The 15145-nt window shown below is 40.0% G+C and carries 14 protein-coding genes; 11 read left to right on the forward strand and 3 right to left on the reverse strand.

The window, feature by feature from the left end:
* Positions 1 to 57: 57 nt before the first annotated feature.
* Positions 58 to 1602, reverse strand: a complete 1545-nt coding sequence (locus OQX62_RS16420) for an aldehyde dehydrogenase family protein (protein ID WP_265832702.1) — start codon at positions 1600 to 1602, stop codon at positions 58 to 60.
* Between the two features lie 317 nt (positions 1603 to 1919).
* Here OQX62_RS16420 and OQX62_RS16425 point away from each other — a divergent pair, with 317 nt between their 5' ends.
* The 7 genes from OQX62_RS16425 to OQX62_RS16455 all read left to right on the forward strand — a co-directional run bounded on the left by OQX62_RS16425 (position 1920) and on the right by OQX62_RS16455 (position 7848).
* Complete coding sequence (locus OQX62_RS16425; protein ID WP_265832703.1) at positions 1920 to 3323, forward strand: tetratricopeptide repeat protein; 1404 nt, start codon at positions 1920 to 1922, stop codon at positions 3321 to 3323.
* A gap of 60 nt (positions 3324 to 3383) precedes the next feature.
* Positions 3384 to 4151 (forward strand): phosphosulfolactate synthase, encoded by a 768-nt coding sequence (locus OQX62_RS16430; RefSeq protein ID WP_265832704.1) that lies wholly within the window; start codon positions 3384 to 3386, stop codon positions 4149 to 4151.
* Between the two features lie 66 nt (positions 4152 to 4217).
* Complete coding sequence (locus OQX62_RS16435; protein WP_265832705.1) at positions 4218 to 4961, forward strand: shikimate dehydrogenase family protein; 744 nt, start codon at positions 4218 to 4220, stop codon at positions 4959 to 4961.
* Position 4962: 1 nt separating this feature from the next.
* Positions 4963 to 5553, forward strand: a complete 591-nt coding sequence (gene gldD, locus OQX62_RS16440) for a gliding motility lipoprotein GldD (RefSeq protein WP_265832706.1) — start codon at positions 4963 to 4965, stop codon at positions 5551 to 5553.
* A gap of 10 nt (positions 5554 to 5563) precedes the next feature.
* On the forward strand, positions 5564 to 6202 hold the full coding sequence (locus OQX62_RS16445; RefSeq protein WP_265832707.1) for an MBL fold metallo-hydrolase: 639 nt from the start codon (positions 5564 to 5566) through the stop codon (positions 6200 to 6202).
* 31 nt (positions 6203 to 6233) lie between these two features.
* Positions 6234 to 7466, forward strand: coding sequence for an ABC transporter permease (locus tag OQX62_RS16450; RefSeq protein ID WP_265832708.1), 1233 nt, complete (start codon positions 6234 to 6236; stop codon positions 7464 to 7466).
* A 1-nt stretch (position 7467) separates the two neighbouring features.
* Complete coding sequence (locus OQX62_RS16455; protein WP_265832709.1) at positions 7468 to 7848, forward strand: hypothetical protein; 381 nt, start codon at positions 7468 to 7470, stop codon at positions 7846 to 7848.
* A gap of 6 nt (positions 7849 to 7854) precedes the next feature.
* Here the strand turns inward: OQX62_RS16455 and OQX62_RS16460 are convergent, their stop codons facing one another.
* Entirely contained in the window at positions 7855 to 8706 is an 852-nt protein-coding gene (locus tag OQX62_RS16460) for a menaquinone biosynthesis family protein (protein ID WP_265832710.1), read from the reverse strand.
* Between the two features lie 34 nt (positions 8707 to 8740).
* Positions 8741 to 9373, reverse strand: a complete 633-nt coding sequence (gene mqnB / locus OQX62_RS16465; RefSeq protein WP_265832711.1) for a futalosine hydrolase — start codon at positions 9371 to 9373, stop codon at positions 8741 to 8743.
* Positions 9374 to 9436: 63 nt separating this feature from the next.
* Between mqnB and OQX62_RS16470 the strand changes: the two genes are divergently transcribed.
* The 4 genes from OQX62_RS16470 to OQX62_RS16485 are packed head-to-tail and all read left to right on the forward strand — an operon-like array spanning position 9437 to position 15142.
* On the forward strand, positions 9437 to 9847 hold the full coding sequence (locus tag OQX62_RS16470) for a 6-pyruvoyl trahydropterin synthase family protein (RefSeq protein ID WP_265832712.1): 411 nt from the start codon (positions 9437 to 9439) through the stop codon (positions 9845 to 9847).
* 12 nt (positions 9848 to 9859) lie between these two features.
* On the forward strand, positions 9860 to 10495 hold the full coding sequence (folE, locus tag OQX62_RS16475) for a GTP cyclohydrolase I FolE (protein WP_265832713.1): 636 nt from the start codon (positions 9860 to 9862) through the stop codon (positions 10493 to 10495).
* Between the two features lie 24 nt (positions 10496 to 10519).
* Positions 10520 to 11404 (forward strand): ACP S-malonyltransferase, encoded by an 885-nt coding sequence (fabD, locus tag OQX62_RS16480; protein ID WP_265832714.1) that lies wholly within the window; start codon positions 10520 to 10522, stop codon positions 11402 to 11404.
* A gap of 18 nt (positions 11405 to 11422) precedes the next feature.
* On the forward strand, positions 11423 to 15142 hold the full coding sequence (locus OQX62_RS16485; RefSeq protein WP_265832715.1) for a sensor histidine kinase: 3720 nt from the start codon (positions 11423 to 11425) through the stop codon (positions 15140 to 15142).
* The last annotated feature ends 3 nt before the right edge of the window (positions 15143 to 15145 follow it).

The raw sequence follows: 15145 nt of genomic DNA on the forward strand, positions 1-15145 counted from the left end.
ACAACCCTGAATATGCTTTAGGTTATGTACATGCCGGCATTGTTTATTTAAGAGGATTTATGACCCGAGATCAAACTTAATACCTTGTGCAAGGGGCAGTGTTGCTGCATAATTAATCGTGTTGGTTTGTCTGCGCATATAACCTTTCCAGGCATCTGAGCCGCTTTCACGACCACCACCAGTTTCTTTCTCACCACCGAATGCACCACCAATTTCTGCACCTGAAGTTCCTATATTGACGTTTGCTATACCGCAATCAGATCCAGCAGCAGAAAGGAATAGCTCTGCCTCTCTAAGGTTCAGCGTCATGATAGCAGATGATAAACCCTGCGGAACACCATTCTGTAAGGCGATGGCTTCCTCCAGGCTTTTGTATTTGATCAGATATAGAATTGGTGCAAAGGTTTCTTCCTGAACAATTTCATAATGGTTTTCAACTTCTGCTACACATGGTTTAACATAACAGCCAGATGTGTATGGGTCACCCGTTAACACTCCGCCCTCAACAACAAAAGCTGCGCCTTCGCTTTTACCTTTTTCGATGGCCTGACTATACATTTCTACAGCACCTTTGTCGATCAGCGGACCAACATGGTTATGCTGATCTAAAGGATCACCAATTCTTAGCTGTCCATATGCCTTAACCAGTTTATTTTTGAAATCTTCATAAATATCTTCGTGAATGATCAGTCTTCTGGTCGATGTACATCTTTGTCCCGCTGTACCAACAGCACCGAATACTGCCCCGATTATCGACATGTCCAGATCTGCATCTTTAGAAATGATAATCGCGTTATTCCCGCCCAGTTCAAGTATACTTTTTCCAAAACGCGAAGCTACAGCTGCCGAAACAATTCTTCCTATGCGTGTAGATCCTGTGAAAGAAACAAGCGGTATACGTTTATCATTATTGATCAGATCGCCCGCTCCATTACCAATTACGAGCGAGCTGATGCCTTCAGGCATGTCATTTGTCGTCAATACATTGGCCAGGATATGCTGACATGCGATTGCGCAAAGCGGGGTTTTTGAAGAGGGTTTCCATACACATACATTTCCGCAGATCAAAGCAAGTGCTGTATTCCAGCTCCATACCGCAACCGGGAAATTAAATGCGGAGATAATACCTACAATACCCAGCGGATGCCATTGCTCGTACATTCTGTGATGAGGACGTTCGGAGTGCATGGTTAATCCGTAAAGCTGTCGCGAAAGACCTACGGCAAAATCGCAGATATCGATCATTTCCTGTACTTCTCCCAATCCTTCCTGCAGGCTTTTACCCATCTCATAAGAAACCAATGTACCCAGATCATTCTTATGTGTACGCAGTGCATCACCCAGCTGACGGACAATGTCGCCTCTTTTAGGAGCGGGTAAACTGCGCCAAAATGAAAAGGCTTTTTGTGCCTGTTCAATCACTGCTTCATAATTTTCTTTGCTGGCAGTTTTAATCCCCGCAATTTTAAGTCCGTCTGCAGGGGAGTAACTTTCTATTACCGGCGCATTATCCTCGCCACCCCAAACGTTTCCTGTACTATAAGCTGGGTTTAATTCCAGAATCCCTAAGTTTTTTAAAACAGAACTGATATTATTTTGCATAATTAACGGCTATTGGTTTATACAAATCAACAAAAAAATACCGAAGGGGCGAAAAAGGTGCGGAGAATTCCTGACTTGCTGATTACAGGAGATCAGATAAAATTGAGTTACTTTGTATATAATTCAGGAAAACCCCGATTGCAGCAAAATGCTGATCACAAGACGCCGGATAATTTTTTAGCTAATATTAATGTTATCAACTAATTACAGCTTCAGTTGTTTGAATGTTGAAAATTAATTCGGTCAAAAGCTATATAATAGTGTAAACTTATACTGTATTTTAGGAAAAGGGAGCTGTTCTTTAATTATTTGATACGATGGAAGAGGAATTTTACTTTGATTTTGGAGATGATGCGCAACGTTCGGTAGAGCGTTACGAAGAGATGATAAGGAACGAGGATCAGTATTTTTTTGATGCCCAGGCTTTTGAAAACATCATCGATTACTATATTGAAAAAAGTGACCCGGTAAAGGCACTTCAGGTGATAGAATATGCGCTGAATCAGCATCCGTATGCTGCGGTATTTCTAATCAAACAAGCACAGCTGTTTTTTATTACAGACCAGATCGACAAGGCATTTTTCGCCCTGCAAAAGGCAGAACTGCTGGAAGCGTCGGAAGCTGAAATATATATCCTGCGTGGTAATATATATAACAGTCTGGAGCGTTACGGAGAGGCACTTGATAATTTTCAGAAGGCATTAGGTCTTGCTGAGACTACTGATGAGATCCTTTTGCAGATTGCCTATGTTTATCAGAATATGCTGGATTACGAAAAAGCAATCAAGTATATTAAACTGAGTCTTGAGCAGAATATGGAAAATAAGGACGGCTTATATGAGCTGGCTTTTTGTTATGATATTTTAGATAAACAGGAGGAAAGTATCCAGTTTTATATGGAATACATAGATAACGATCCTTATTCTTATGCCGCATGGTATAACCTGGCAAACTCTTACCATAAACTTGATCTTTTTGAAAAGGCGATTGATGCCTATGACTATGCCATACTGATTAAAGATAATTTTGCATCTGCATATTATAATAAAGGTAATGCCCTGGTACAGCTGGACCGTTATGCGGAAGCCATAGAGGTTTATAAGCAGACCTGGGAATATGAACAGCCAAATGCTGATACTTATTGCGCAATAGGGGAGTGTTATGAAAAACTGGAGCAGATGGATGAAGCCAGGGCTTATTATAAAAAATCTGTAAAGATGGACAATAAGCTGGCTGATGCCTGGTTTGGGATTGGTGTAACGCTTAATTTTGAAGAACGTTATTTTGAATCGCTGCATTTTTATAAAAAAGCAATAGAGCTGGATGAAGAAAACCCTGATTTCTGGTTTGCTATGGCAGATGCCTATTATAAACTTGGTCAGATTGAACAATCCGTAGAGGCTTATTATAAGGTGTTGGATTACAATCCGCTCGATATTGAGGCATGGCTGGACTTCTCTACAGTGCTCTATGAGCAGAACAGGTTACAAGAAGCTGCGGAAACGATTTCTGATGGGATTAAAAATAATCCTGATGCCGCTGAATTGTATTATAGAATGGTTGCTTACCTGTTTGCACTTGGTCAGAATAATGAGGCTATTGCCTATCTGGAGACTGCTTTAGTGACCGATCCGGAGAAACATTATATATTATTTGAATATTTGCCGCAGTTACAAGATAACAGTGCGATTATCAACGTCATCAACAGATACATTAAATAAATAGGTTTATTCTAATTTTTTAGAAAATTAGGCTTATTTTTTTTCACCTTTGCAGCAGATATGAATTACCCATTAAATAATATTCCGGAACGTCCAGTTAAACCACGCCAGAGCGGCATAACAATGGTGATGGACAAAGGCCTCAGTTTGAGACAGACAGAAGATTTTATAGATGTTGCAGGTGTCCATTCGGACATTGTAAAATTAGGTTGGGCCACTTCTTTTGTCACGCCTAAATTAAAAGAAAAACTGGCTATCTATCGCAGTGCAGGTATTCCTACTTATTTTGGTGGTACACTTTTCGAAGCTTTTATTATCCGTAACCAGTTTGAGGACTACATTCGTGTACTGGAACAATTTGGTATGGAATACTGTGAAGTTTCAGATGGATCCATTGAAATAGAGCATGATTTAAAATGTGAATACATTCATAAATTGGCTAAACATGTTACCGTAATTTCTGAAGTGGGTTCTAAGGATGCCACTAAGATCTTTGCTCCTTATAAGTGGATTAAACTGATGAATGCAGAAATAGAAGCTGGTTCATGGAAGGTAATTGCAGAAGCAAGAGAAGGTGGTAATGTAGGTATTTACAGAGGATCCGGTGAAGTTAGAGAAGGTCTTGTAGATGAGATCCTTACACAGATCCCACAGGAAACTATCATCTGGGAAGCGCCGCAAAAGGAACAGCAAGTATGGTTTATTAAATTAATCGGTACGAATGTAAACCTTGGAAATATCGCTCCGGCAGAAGTGATTCCATTGGAAACTATCCGTTTAGGTTTAAGAGGTGATACCTTTGATTACTTTCTTAATTCAGGTAAATAATTTCACAATACTGATTGCCTCCCGGATTACAGCCTGTTGGTAATCAGTGTTCGTAACTATCATAAAATGAGAACATTTGGGTTGATTGGATATCCTTTGGCGCACTCTTTTTCAAAAAAATACTTTACTGAACAATTTGAGAGAGAGCAGGAGGATAATTGTCGCTATGAACTTTTTCCTTTGGAACATGTGGATGAGATTACCAGTTTAATTCTCTCTGATCAGTCTTTGCGTGGTCTTAATGTTACCATTCCTCATAAAGTCAGCGTACTTCCATACCTAAATGAAATGGATGATGCCGCAGAAAAAATAGGTGCAGTTAACTGTATTGCTGTCACCAGAAATGGTGCTGAAATTAGTCTCAAAGGTTATAATACAGATGCGTACGGATTTGAAGAATCATTAAAACCTTTTTTGAAGGATTACCATACCAAAGCACTGGTGCTGGGTGATGGCGGTGCGGCCAGAGCTGTAAAATACGTGCTTAATAAACTGGGCATTTGTTACCAGTCGGTTGTAAGAACACCGATAGCAGGTGCTATATTATATGATGATCTTACAGAAGAAATGGTGAGAACGCACAAAGTCATCATTAACACAACTCCGCTGGGAACCTTTCCTCAGGTTGATGCCTCACCAGCTATTCCATATCAATACTTAACAGGTCAGCATCTTGCCTACGATCTTGTATATAATCCCGAAGAGACGCAGTTTTTACAAAAGGCAAAAACACAAGGTGCAATGGTCAAAAACGGGTTGGAAATGTTACATCTTCAGGCAGACAGATCCTGGCACATCTGGAATTCCTGATATGAAAGGCCTTTATTTCAGCTGTTTCAGTTTTCTGCTGCTCTTATGTGCCGCATGTACCAGTAGTCCCGATTATTCACCAAAGCCTAAAGGCTATTTTAATATTAAATTTCCTGAAAAAGAGTATCAGCATTATGATACGGGATGTCCATTCACTTTCGACTACCCAAAATATGCCCATATTGAGGCAGATCAGGAGAAAGATGCTGGTGATTGCTGGAATAATATGAGTTTCCCCCAGTTCAATGCAAGGCTTCATCTCACTTATTATGGGGTGATTTCCAATAAAGAATATGCCGGACTGGTGGAAGATGCCAGAACGCTGGCATTTAAACATACCGTAAAAGCAAATGCTATTGATCAGAAACTGATCAATTACCCGGAAAAGAAGGTATATGGTGTATACTATGCTATTGAAGGAAATACCGCTTCATCTGTACAATTCTTTTTAACCGATAGTGCCAAACATTATTTCAGAGGCGCGTTATATTTTAACGAGCGACCGCAATACGATTCTATTGCGCCCGTTGTCAGTTTTATAAAAAAAGATATTGATCGTATGATTGACTCTTTCAAGTGGAAAAACAACTAATAAGATTGCTATGATAACAATTCAACAGTTTACTTTTAATCCTTACCAGGAAAATACCTATGTTTTATCCGATGAGTCGGGCGCATGTGTGATCATAGATCCTGGAATGTATGATGGGCAAGAACAAAATGCCTTCGTGAACAAAATCAAGGAGGCAGGTTTAAAGCCTGTGTTGCTGTTAAATACCCATTGTCATATTGACCATGTTTTTGGGAATAAGTTTGTATTTGATAACTGGGGATTGAAGCCGCAATTTCATAAAGGTGAACTTTTTGTCTTGCAGTCGGTTCCTGGTTATGCCCCGCAAATGGGTCTGAATTATGAAATGTCTCCTGAGCCTGAAGTTTATCTGGAGGAGACAGGCACCGTTACTTTTGGGAATAGCACACTGGAGCTGATTTTTGCACCCGGACATTCACCTGCTCATTTATGTTTTTATGCTAAAGAAGATGGTTTCCTGATTGGGGGAGATGTTTTGTTCCGCAACAGTATTGGCCGTACAGACCTGCCGGGTGGAAATCATCAGCAGTTATTAAACAATATCAGGGAGAAATTATTTGTGCTGCCCGCAGATGTAGTTGTGTATCCGGGTCATGGCCCATCTACAACTATCGGTTTTGAAAAGCAAAACAATCCTTTTTTAAATTAGTACCTGTATATTTGAAAAAACCACCAAGCTTTTGAACACAGCCCTATATATTGCACGCAGGTATCTTTTTGCTAAAAAGTCTACCAATGCCATCAACATCATTTCTACCATTTCGGTACTTGGCGTATTTGTAGGCAGTGCCGCATTGATTATCATTTTATCAGTTTTCAATGGTTTCGAGGAGGTTGTGCTCAAAATGTTTAATACCATTACACCGCATCTGATCATCGCTCCTGTAAAGGGGAAAACATTTGCTCCGAATACGGTTCAGTTCAGGCAGCTCAAAAATGACAGTGCGATCTATTCTTATACAGAGGTCTTATCAGAAAATGCGCTCTTAAGGTATAATGACAAGCAGTCGGTTGGATTGGTGAAAGGTGTAAGCAAATCCTATCTTAAAAACAAGAGTCTGGACAGCATTACGATACAAGGTAAATTTGTCATTGAGAACAGCAGCGGTGCAAATGCAGTAATCGGTTCGGCATTGCAGAGTTATCTGATGGTCAATACCAATGATCCTTTTACACAGCTGCAGGTTTTTTCTCCAAAAAAGGGAATTACTTCGACATCTGTTAATCCTGCGGATGATTTCATGGATTTATATATTCCTGTGTCAGGCGTTTTTGAGGTGCAGCAGGATTTTGATAATATTGCTATTGTGCCACTCAGTTTTGCCAGGAAGCTTTTACAAGAAGAGGAGAAGATCTCCTCCATAGAGATTAACCTTCAGAAAGCTACAGATCCGGAAGCTTTTAAGGAGAAGGTGGAAAAATTGCTGGGAACAAATTTCTTAGTGAAGGACAGGATTGAACAGAACAAGGCTTTGTACAATATATTGGGGACAGAGAAATGGGCAGTATATATCATTTTAACTTTTATACTGATCATTGCTATATTTAATATCATCGGTTCCCTGACCATGCTGGTAATTGATAAGTTAAAAGATATTGCCATTCTGACCAGCCTTGGTGCCGGTAAAAAACTGATCAGGAGGATTTTCCTGTTTGAAGGGATGATGATCACCATGACAGGCTGTATTGCCGGTCTTTTTGTCGGATTTCTCTTCTGCCTCGCGCAGCAGAAAATGGGACTGGTAAAGATGTCACAAGAGAATCTTTTAATGAGCAATGCCTATCCAATTGGGTTTAAATGGAGCGATTTTGTGTTAGTATTCATTACCGTCAGTATTTTCTCTTTTATGGCATCAGCTTTGTCATCTAATTTAAGCGTCAAGAACATTAATAATTTAAATCAAGATCTATAACATGAGTTCCTTTAAGCATACAACTTTATTTCTATTTGTACTTTCAGTTCTTTTTGTTGCCTGCAAAGGTAAATCTGCAGATGATCAAAAAAATAGCACGAAAGTTATCAAAGGATTATATAGTTACGGCCCGGAGATTAAATCCTTTACAGATTGTGAAGAAGGCAGGGAATACTGGGTTGCAGACAGTGCTAAAACTCTGGAACTTGCCTATAGCAAATTCAATTTTGAGAAACCATACGAGCCTGTTTATATTGAAGCTGAATGCCATCTCATTAAATCTGACAGCCTGAGCGTGTCGGCCGAATTTGACTCGACACTGGTGGTTACAAAATTGATTAAGATCACTAAAGAAATTCCGGACGGGCCTTGTAATCAGTAGCTTTATTTATTTTGTGACGTAAAGATCTTTGGTTAATGCAGGGATAATTCCTTTTTCCTGAGCCATTTCAAAGAGTATATCTATTGCTTTTCTTCCTTCAGTTCCCAGGTTAACAGAATATTTATTCACGTACAATTCTATGTGTTTGTACATGACCGCCTCTTCCATTTCCTGTGCGTGACCGGAAATGAAATCTATCCCTGATTTTGGATTTTCGAAGGCAAATTCAACCGATTTCCTGATCAGTCTGTTCACTTTCAGCTGAATATCATGATCAAGATTTCTGTTGATCACAATTCCTCCCAATGGGATGGCACAGCCTGTCAGTTCTTCCCAATAGCTGCCAAGATCTACAATTTTGTGTAAGCCTTTATCCTGATAGGTGAACCTGTTTTCATGAATAATCAGTCCCAGATCTATGCTTTCATTAAGCAGCTCATCTTGGATTGCTGAGAAAACCATTACCTCTTTCTGCTGTAAATTGGGAAAAGCAATACCCAGTAAAAAATTTGCAGTAGTTAATTCCCCGGGAATGGCCACCCTGAGCGAGGAACTTTCTGCTTTCAATTGGGGACTATTGACTAATTCTTCGTTCTTACAAATCAATAATGGTCCAACACCAAAGCCCAATGCACTCCCGGCATCCAGTAGCGCATACTGGTCGGCCACATGTGCAAATGCATGAAAACTAAGCTTGGTAATATCCAGCTCTCCTCTGAGTGCTTTTTGATTTAATGTTTCCACATCATCAAAGAAGACGTCAAATTCTAATCCTTCAGTATCGATTTTATGGTGAATAAGGGCATCAAAAATAAAAGTATCATTAGGGCAGGGAGAAAAGCCAAGAGAAAGTTTCATAAAGTAAATGTAAGCAGATAGAAAAAGGGATTGGTTAACTGTTTGTCAAAAATTCAATTGCCCAGTCGTTCAGATTTTTGAGGGCTAGGCCGATCTTCCAGCTGTCGCGGTTCCGTTCTTCTACATAATTGGAAATGCTGCGTACCTGTAAACAGTCAGTTCCGGTATGCGCACAGGCATAAAATACTGCTGCGCCTTCCATGCTTTCTGTGACAGGATGGAGACGGGCGACTATGCTCCGGATGCTTTGTTTGTTTCCGTGGACTTTATTGACAGTGATACCGTCTACTTTTCTTAAAGCCTGGAGCGATTCATCTGCGACTGAATTTATCGCCCTGTAAGTACTTTTTCCGAAACCTAGTGTTTCAATGGGGATAAACTCATCTTTGTCTTCTGCCCCTAATTCAGAAAACTGGTCGTTTGTAATCTGAAGTAATGTACCCAGAGGAACAGAATAGTCATAACAGCCTGCTATTCCAAAATTTACAACCAGCCGGTAGTTGTCACTTAAATAACGGCCCAAGGCAAAAGCCGTCGCTGTCATGCCCACACCGGTAATTAATATATCAAACCGCTCCGTTTGTACAAAATCTTCTTCAGGAAGACCGAAATAAGTATAGATTCCGGTTAACTCTGCTCTTGTTGCGGCTACAACCAATATCTTCATCTAACGAAGTTAAACTTTCTACTTTAACCTTTCTGCGTATATTTGTAATCTATATAATACAATATGATTTATATCACCCGTAAAGAATCTTTCAACGCTGCGCACAAACTGGCGCGTCCTGACTGGTCAGAGGATCATAACCTTGAGGTTTATGGCAAATGCGCTAACCCTAACTGGCATGGTCATAATTATCAGCTGTTTGTTACCGTAAAAGGAGAAATCAACCCGGAGACAGGGTTTTTGGTCGACCTTAAATGGTTGAAGCACATCATCAATATACATATCATTGATAAGTTAGACCATAGAAACCTTAACCTTGATGTGGACTTTATGAAGGATAAGCTGGCTTCCACAGAAAACCTGGCTGTGGCGGTATGGGAGCAACTGGTTCCTCATATCACTGCTGGTGGTGCAATTTTGCACAGCATTAAAATTTACGAAACCGAAAATAATTTTGTAGAATATTTCGGTTAATAAACGCTATAAATGGATAATCATACACAAGATTCCTTTGAGGAGGAGAACGAAGGGTACCTTAAGATAGACCGGTACAACACGGTAAAAACAGATTTAATTTCAAGCCATTATGCAGATATATTAGGTCAGCTTGGCGAAGATCCTTCCCGTGAGGGTTTACTGAAAACTCCGGAACGCGTAGCAAAGTCATTACAGTATCTTACCCATGGTTATGATTTAAAGCCAGCGGAGATATTGAAGTCTGCCATGTTTAAAGAAGATTATAGTCAGATGGTGGTGGTGAAGGACATTGAAGTGTATTCTATGTGCGAACACCATATGCTGCCATTTTTTGGGAAGGCACATATTGCCTACATCCCTAATGGCCATATTGTGGGCTTAAGTAAGATTCCGCGCGTAGTGGATGCTTTTGCAAGAAGGCTACAAGTGCAGGAGCGCCTGACCAATGAAATACGCGATTGTATCCAGGAAACATTAAACCCTGCCGGAGTTGCGGTAGTGATTGAGTGCCAGCATTTATGTATGGCTATGCGTGGCATCCAGAAGCAGAATTCTGTTACTACAACATCTGCTTTTACAGGAGAATTTGCAAATGACAAAACAAGGGCAGAGTTTTTGCGATTAATTACTGCCAAACTACACTAGATTAAGAACAACAGATATTTATAAATGAAAGCATATTTATTTCCAGGACAAGGCGCGCAATTTTCAGGTATGGGCAAAGAGCTGTACGAAAACGAGATAGCTAAAGAATTATTTGAAAAAGCAAACGATATCATCGGCTTCCGTATCAGCGACATTATGTTTTCCGGAACAGATGAAGAGTTGAAACAGACTAAAGTAACTCAACCGGCTATCTTCCTTCATTCCGTGATCCTGGCAAAAACATTGGGTGCAGATTTTAAGCCGGATATGGTAGCAGGACATTCTTTAGGAGAATTTTCTGCATTAGTGGCTGCTTCAGCCATCTCATTTGAGGATGGTTTGAAACTGGTTATTGCACGTGCAAATGCGATGCAGAAAGCGTGTGAGCTGCAGCCTTCAACTATGGCGGCGATTCTTGGATTAGCAGATGAAGTGGTGGAAAATATTTGCGAAAGCATTGATGAAGTGGTGGTTGCTGCAAATTATAACTGTCCGGGTCAGTTGGTGATTTCCGGAAGTATAGCAGGTATAGATATCGCGTGTCAGCAATTGACAGAGGCAGGAGCTAAAAGAGCCCTGAAACTGAATGTAGGTGGTGCATTTCACTCGCCATTGATGGAGCCTGCAAGACTGGAGCTGAAAGAAGCTATAGAAAATACGACAATATTACCTCCGGTATGTCCGATTTATCAGAATGTTGATCCGGTAGCGGAGACAGATCCTGAAAAAATTAAATTTAACCTGATTACGCAGTTAACTGGTGCGGTAAAATGGACGCAAACTGTAGCGCATATGCTTGCAGATGGTGCAGATGAGTTTGTTGAAGTAGGACCTGGAAATGTATTACAGGGACTTGTTAAAAAGGTTAACAGAGCTGTGCAGACAAGTTCTGCAGCTGTTCCTGTTTAATAATAAATAAAGACCGGCGTGAATATAGGAGGTAAAATTAGATTTCTTTTATTGATTCTTGGGGTATGCTGCATTGCTACCGCTATCTCTTTAAAACATTCTATTACAAAAAAAGACCTCCTGAAATACGAGGCAGGCAGACTTCAGGAAAACCTTGCGGCAAATGAAAGAATTGTTTACAGAATTCTTTCCAATGAGGAGCAGGTAGAAAATGTCAGGAAATTTTCGGACAATGAAGGGCTTGCTTTAAACTTTATTTCTACGTACCGGTCACAAGGTATCAATTTGCTGACTTATGAGGGCTCGGAATTAAAGTTCTGGAGCTCTTATAAGTCAGTTCCCCCTAATCCGGACACGATAAAGGAAGGATCCTCCTTTATCCAGTTTTCCAATGGCTGGTACGAAGTCATTAAAAAAACGCACGGTGCTTTCGTCATGATCTTTATGATTGACGTTAAAAAGCAGTTCAGCATTCAGAACCGGTTTCTTAAAAATGGAATAGTTGCGGGATTATCTTCCTCAAATGCCCTCGCCCTTGCATCTTTTATGGATGAGGAGGTTTCAGGAATCAAAAACCTGGATGGGAAGTTACTTTTTGAGGTGAAGCTGAAGCCAGATTATACCCAGGGCGTATATGCCACAATACAGATATGGTTATGGGTAATCGGCCTGTTTTGTTTTTGCCTCTTTATCAACTCATTTTGTTCCTGGCTGGCAAAGAAGGGAAGCCTGGTATTAGGGACAGCAATATTGATTTCGTTTTTTCTGGGTGTCCGCATTACCGATCTTGAATTCGGGTGGTTTAACCATCAGTTCAATATTCAGCTGTTTAATCCCTCCGTTTATGCAGAAAGCTTTTTTCTGCCTTCATTGGGCGACTTTTTGCTGAATGTGCTGGCTATTACCTGGATTGTACTATTTGTTTATACTTACCGGGATAAGTACAAGCTTCCCCGTTGGATTTCCGGTAATAAAGTTATCGGAATTATTATTCACGGAGCTTTGTTACTCGTCTTCGGATGGATGGCATTCCTGATGAATGAAGTTTTCTTCGGGGTGATTTACAATTCCAAAATCAATTTTGATATTACCAATATCATTAACCTGAGCTGGATGAGCTGGGTTTGTATTGTCATTCTGTGTCTGGTCTGGTTTAATGCCTATCTTGTTGTCAGCATATTTATAGAATTGACTAAACAGTTACGCGTTAAACATAAAGAGCGTCTGATTGTATTTTGCAGCCTTTTCGTGATGTATTTTATATACATGTTATGCACTGATTTTACGGTTTTCTTTATCGCCTATGCCCTGTTTATTTTCACAGTGGCTTACAATATCTATCTGCAGCAGAATAAGTTTTCAATTGGTATTTTCGCTGCAATTTTCTTTTGCCTTGCATTTATATCATCCATTAAATACCTCAAGTTTAATGATATAAAAGAACGGAATAACAGGTTTGTAATGGCACAGAAGCTTTTTTCTTCGGATGACCCTAAAGTGGTAAATTCCATAGAAAGTCTGGGTACTGGTATTTCTAATGACCTCTTTATCACGGATTACTTTAGAAGTCCGGGTGTAAACAGACAACTTGCCTTACAGAATTATATTACGAAGACCTTTCTGGATGGGTATCTATCCCAGTTCGAATATAATTTTTACGAGTTTAATATCAATGATATCTCTAAAACCACCAGGGATAATGTTTCGCTAAAGCATTACCAGAATCTTGTCAGATCCGGATCTGTTAAAATTTCCAATTTTTTTTATAAGCTGAATGACACCTTTGGCTATCAGAATTATTTTGGTATTATTCCGATTTTCGATGATAACCATCTGCTGGGTAGCATGGTGATAGAACTGAAATCTCAGCAGTATAATTATAACAGCCAGTTTCCGGAGATTCTTATTGATGGAAAGATGGGTAGTGATGAAGATTACAGTAACTATTCTTTTGCGTTTTATAACAATAGCAAGCTGGTCAAACAAGCTGGAAAATATACTTACAAACTGGCTAATACTGAGTTCAAGGGTAAACTAGGCGAAAGCGTGATCAAAAATGAGCCAAAGATTGGGTATAGCCATCTGATTTATATGGCGACCAATTCCAAGGTGATCGTGATCAGTAAAGAGAAGGTCACTTATATTGTCAGGTTAGCGGCTTTATCTTTCTTCTTTCTGGTATTTATTATTTTCTCTGCGGCCTTATACATGCTGATCTGGTTGCTTAAAAATATTGATGACAGCTGGAATGGCTGGTTTAATATCAACAGATCTTTAATGATCAATGCCAATAAAATCCTTTACAAAACGCGGATACAGCTCTCTATCGTTCTCTCTGTAGTGGCCACGCTGGTCATTGTAGGCTGGTCTACTTTTTTCTATATCAGGGACGAATACAGAAAGCAGCAGGAAGACTTTATCCGGGAAAAGATCAGGAAAGTACAGCTGTCTTATGAGAAACAGGTTTACGCTGCTGGTATACCAGAACCTACGGATCAGGCAATCCTTAATTTTAATCAGTTTGCTGACATCAATTCGGCCTACCTGAACCTGTTTGACGTCAATGGAGACCTGCTGTTCACCTCTCTGCCTAAAATGTATGATTATGGTATCATCAGCAAGAAAATGGGACCAAAGGCCTATATTTATCTTAAACAGCTGCAAAGATCTGAGTATTCCAACCCGGTAGAGATGATAGGTGAATTCACCTATTCTTCAGCCTATGCGCCTATCCGTGATTCGCAAAACCGGACAGTTGCCTATATAGGACTGCCTTATTATGGTAATGAAGCAGATTATCATGCTAAAATCAGCTTATTTATCAATACGCTGATTAATATTTACGCGTTGGTCTTTGTAGCAATTGGAATCCTGGCTGTTTTTCTTGCCAATCAGATTACCAGTCCGCTCACATTTATCCAGGAAAGTATCAAAAAAACTAAACTGGGGCAGAAAAATCAGCCTATTTTATGGTCCAGACATGATGAGATCGGATCCTTAATTAAGGAATATAACAAGATGATTTCTGCCTTAGAGGAGAGCGCGACCAAACTGGCTAAATCCGAAAGGGAGAGTGCCTGGCGTGAAATGGCTAAACAGGTTGCCCATGAGATCAAAAATCCACTCACACCATTAAAACTTGGTGTGCAGCTGCTGGAAAAATCATGGAAAGAGAACGATCCTAATTTTGCACTTAAATTTGAACGCTTCTACAAATCTTTTGTAGAGCAGATTGATAGTCTGGCGACGATTGCATCAGAATTTTCAAATTTTGCTAAAATGCCTGATACCAAGCTGGAGGAACTATTGCTTATTCCAATTATTGAACAGAGCAGGAATGTCTTTACCAACACTAAAAATGCAGAGATCTACATCTCCAATCTGACCAATAGGGAGATCCGTGTAAATGGCGATAAAGATCAGTTGCTGCGTTCTTTCAATAACCTGATGAAGAATGCGATTGAGGCGGCCAGCGGTGCAGAAAAATGTCTTATCTACATTAAGATCACGAACGATTCTGATTACGCCTGGATTGAGATTGATGACAATGGAAAGGGCATAGATCCGGAGCTTCAGGATAAAATCTTCGTACCTAATTTTACCACAAAATCTTCTGGTACAGGATTAGGCCTCGCCTTTGTGAAACAGGCGATAGAGAATGCAGGCGGTACAATAGATTTCAAGTCAGTTACCGATGCCGGCACTACTTTCTATCTTAGTTTTCCCCTGGTTTCATAACAG

It is taken from the genome of Pedobacter sp. MR2016-24 (genome assembly GCF_026239655.1).
In the GTDB taxonomy this organism is placed as follows: domain Bacteria; phylum Bacteroidota; class Bacteroidia; order Sphingobacteriales; family Sphingobacteriaceae; genus Pedobacter.

Coding starts and splice junctions, on each gene's coding strand:
- OQX62_RS16420 (WP_265832702.1), bottom strand. CDS start 1,602: ATGCAAAATAATATCAGTTCTGTTTTAAAAAACTTAGGGATTCTGGAA.
- OQX62_RS16425 (WP_265832703.1), top strand. CDS start 1,920: ATGGAAGAGGAATTTTACTTTGATTTTGGAGATGATGCGCAACGTTCG.
- OQX62_RS16430 (WP_265832704.1), top strand. CDS start 3,384: ATGAATTACCCATTAAATAATATTCCGGAACGTCCAGTTAAACCACGC.
- OQX62_RS16435 (WP_265832705.1), top strand. CDS start 4,218: ATGAGAACATTTGGGTTGATTGGATATCCTTTGGCGCACTCTTTTTCA.
- gldD (WP_265832706.1), top strand. CDS start 4,963: ATGAAAGGCCTTTATTTCAGCTGTTTCAGTTTTCTGCTGCTCTTATGT.
- OQX62_RS16445 (WP_265832707.1), top strand. CDS start 5,564: ATGATAACAATTCAACAGTTTACTTTTAATCCTTACCAGGAAAATACC.
- OQX62_RS16455 (WP_265832709.1), top strand. CDS start 7,468: ATGAGTTCCTTTAAGCATACAACTTTATTTCTATTTGTACTTTCAGTT.
- OQX62_RS16460 (WP_265832710.1), bottom strand. CDS start 8,706: ATGAAACTTTCTCTTGGCTTTTCTCCCTGCCCTAATGATACTTTTATT.
- mqnB (WP_265832711.1), bottom strand. CDS start 9,373: ATGAAGATATTGGTTGTAGCCGCAACAAGAGCAGAGTTAACCGGAATC.
- OQX62_RS16470 (WP_265832712.1), top strand. CDS start 9,437: ATGATTTATATCACCCGTAAAGAATCTTTCAACGCTGCGCACAAACTG.
- folE (WP_265832713.1), top strand. CDS start 9,860: ATGGATAATCATACACAAGATTCCTTTGAGGAGGAGAACGAAGGGTAC.
- fabD (WP_265832714.1), top strand. CDS start 10,520: ATGAAAGCATATTTATTTCCAGGACAAGGCGCGCAATTTTCAGGTATG.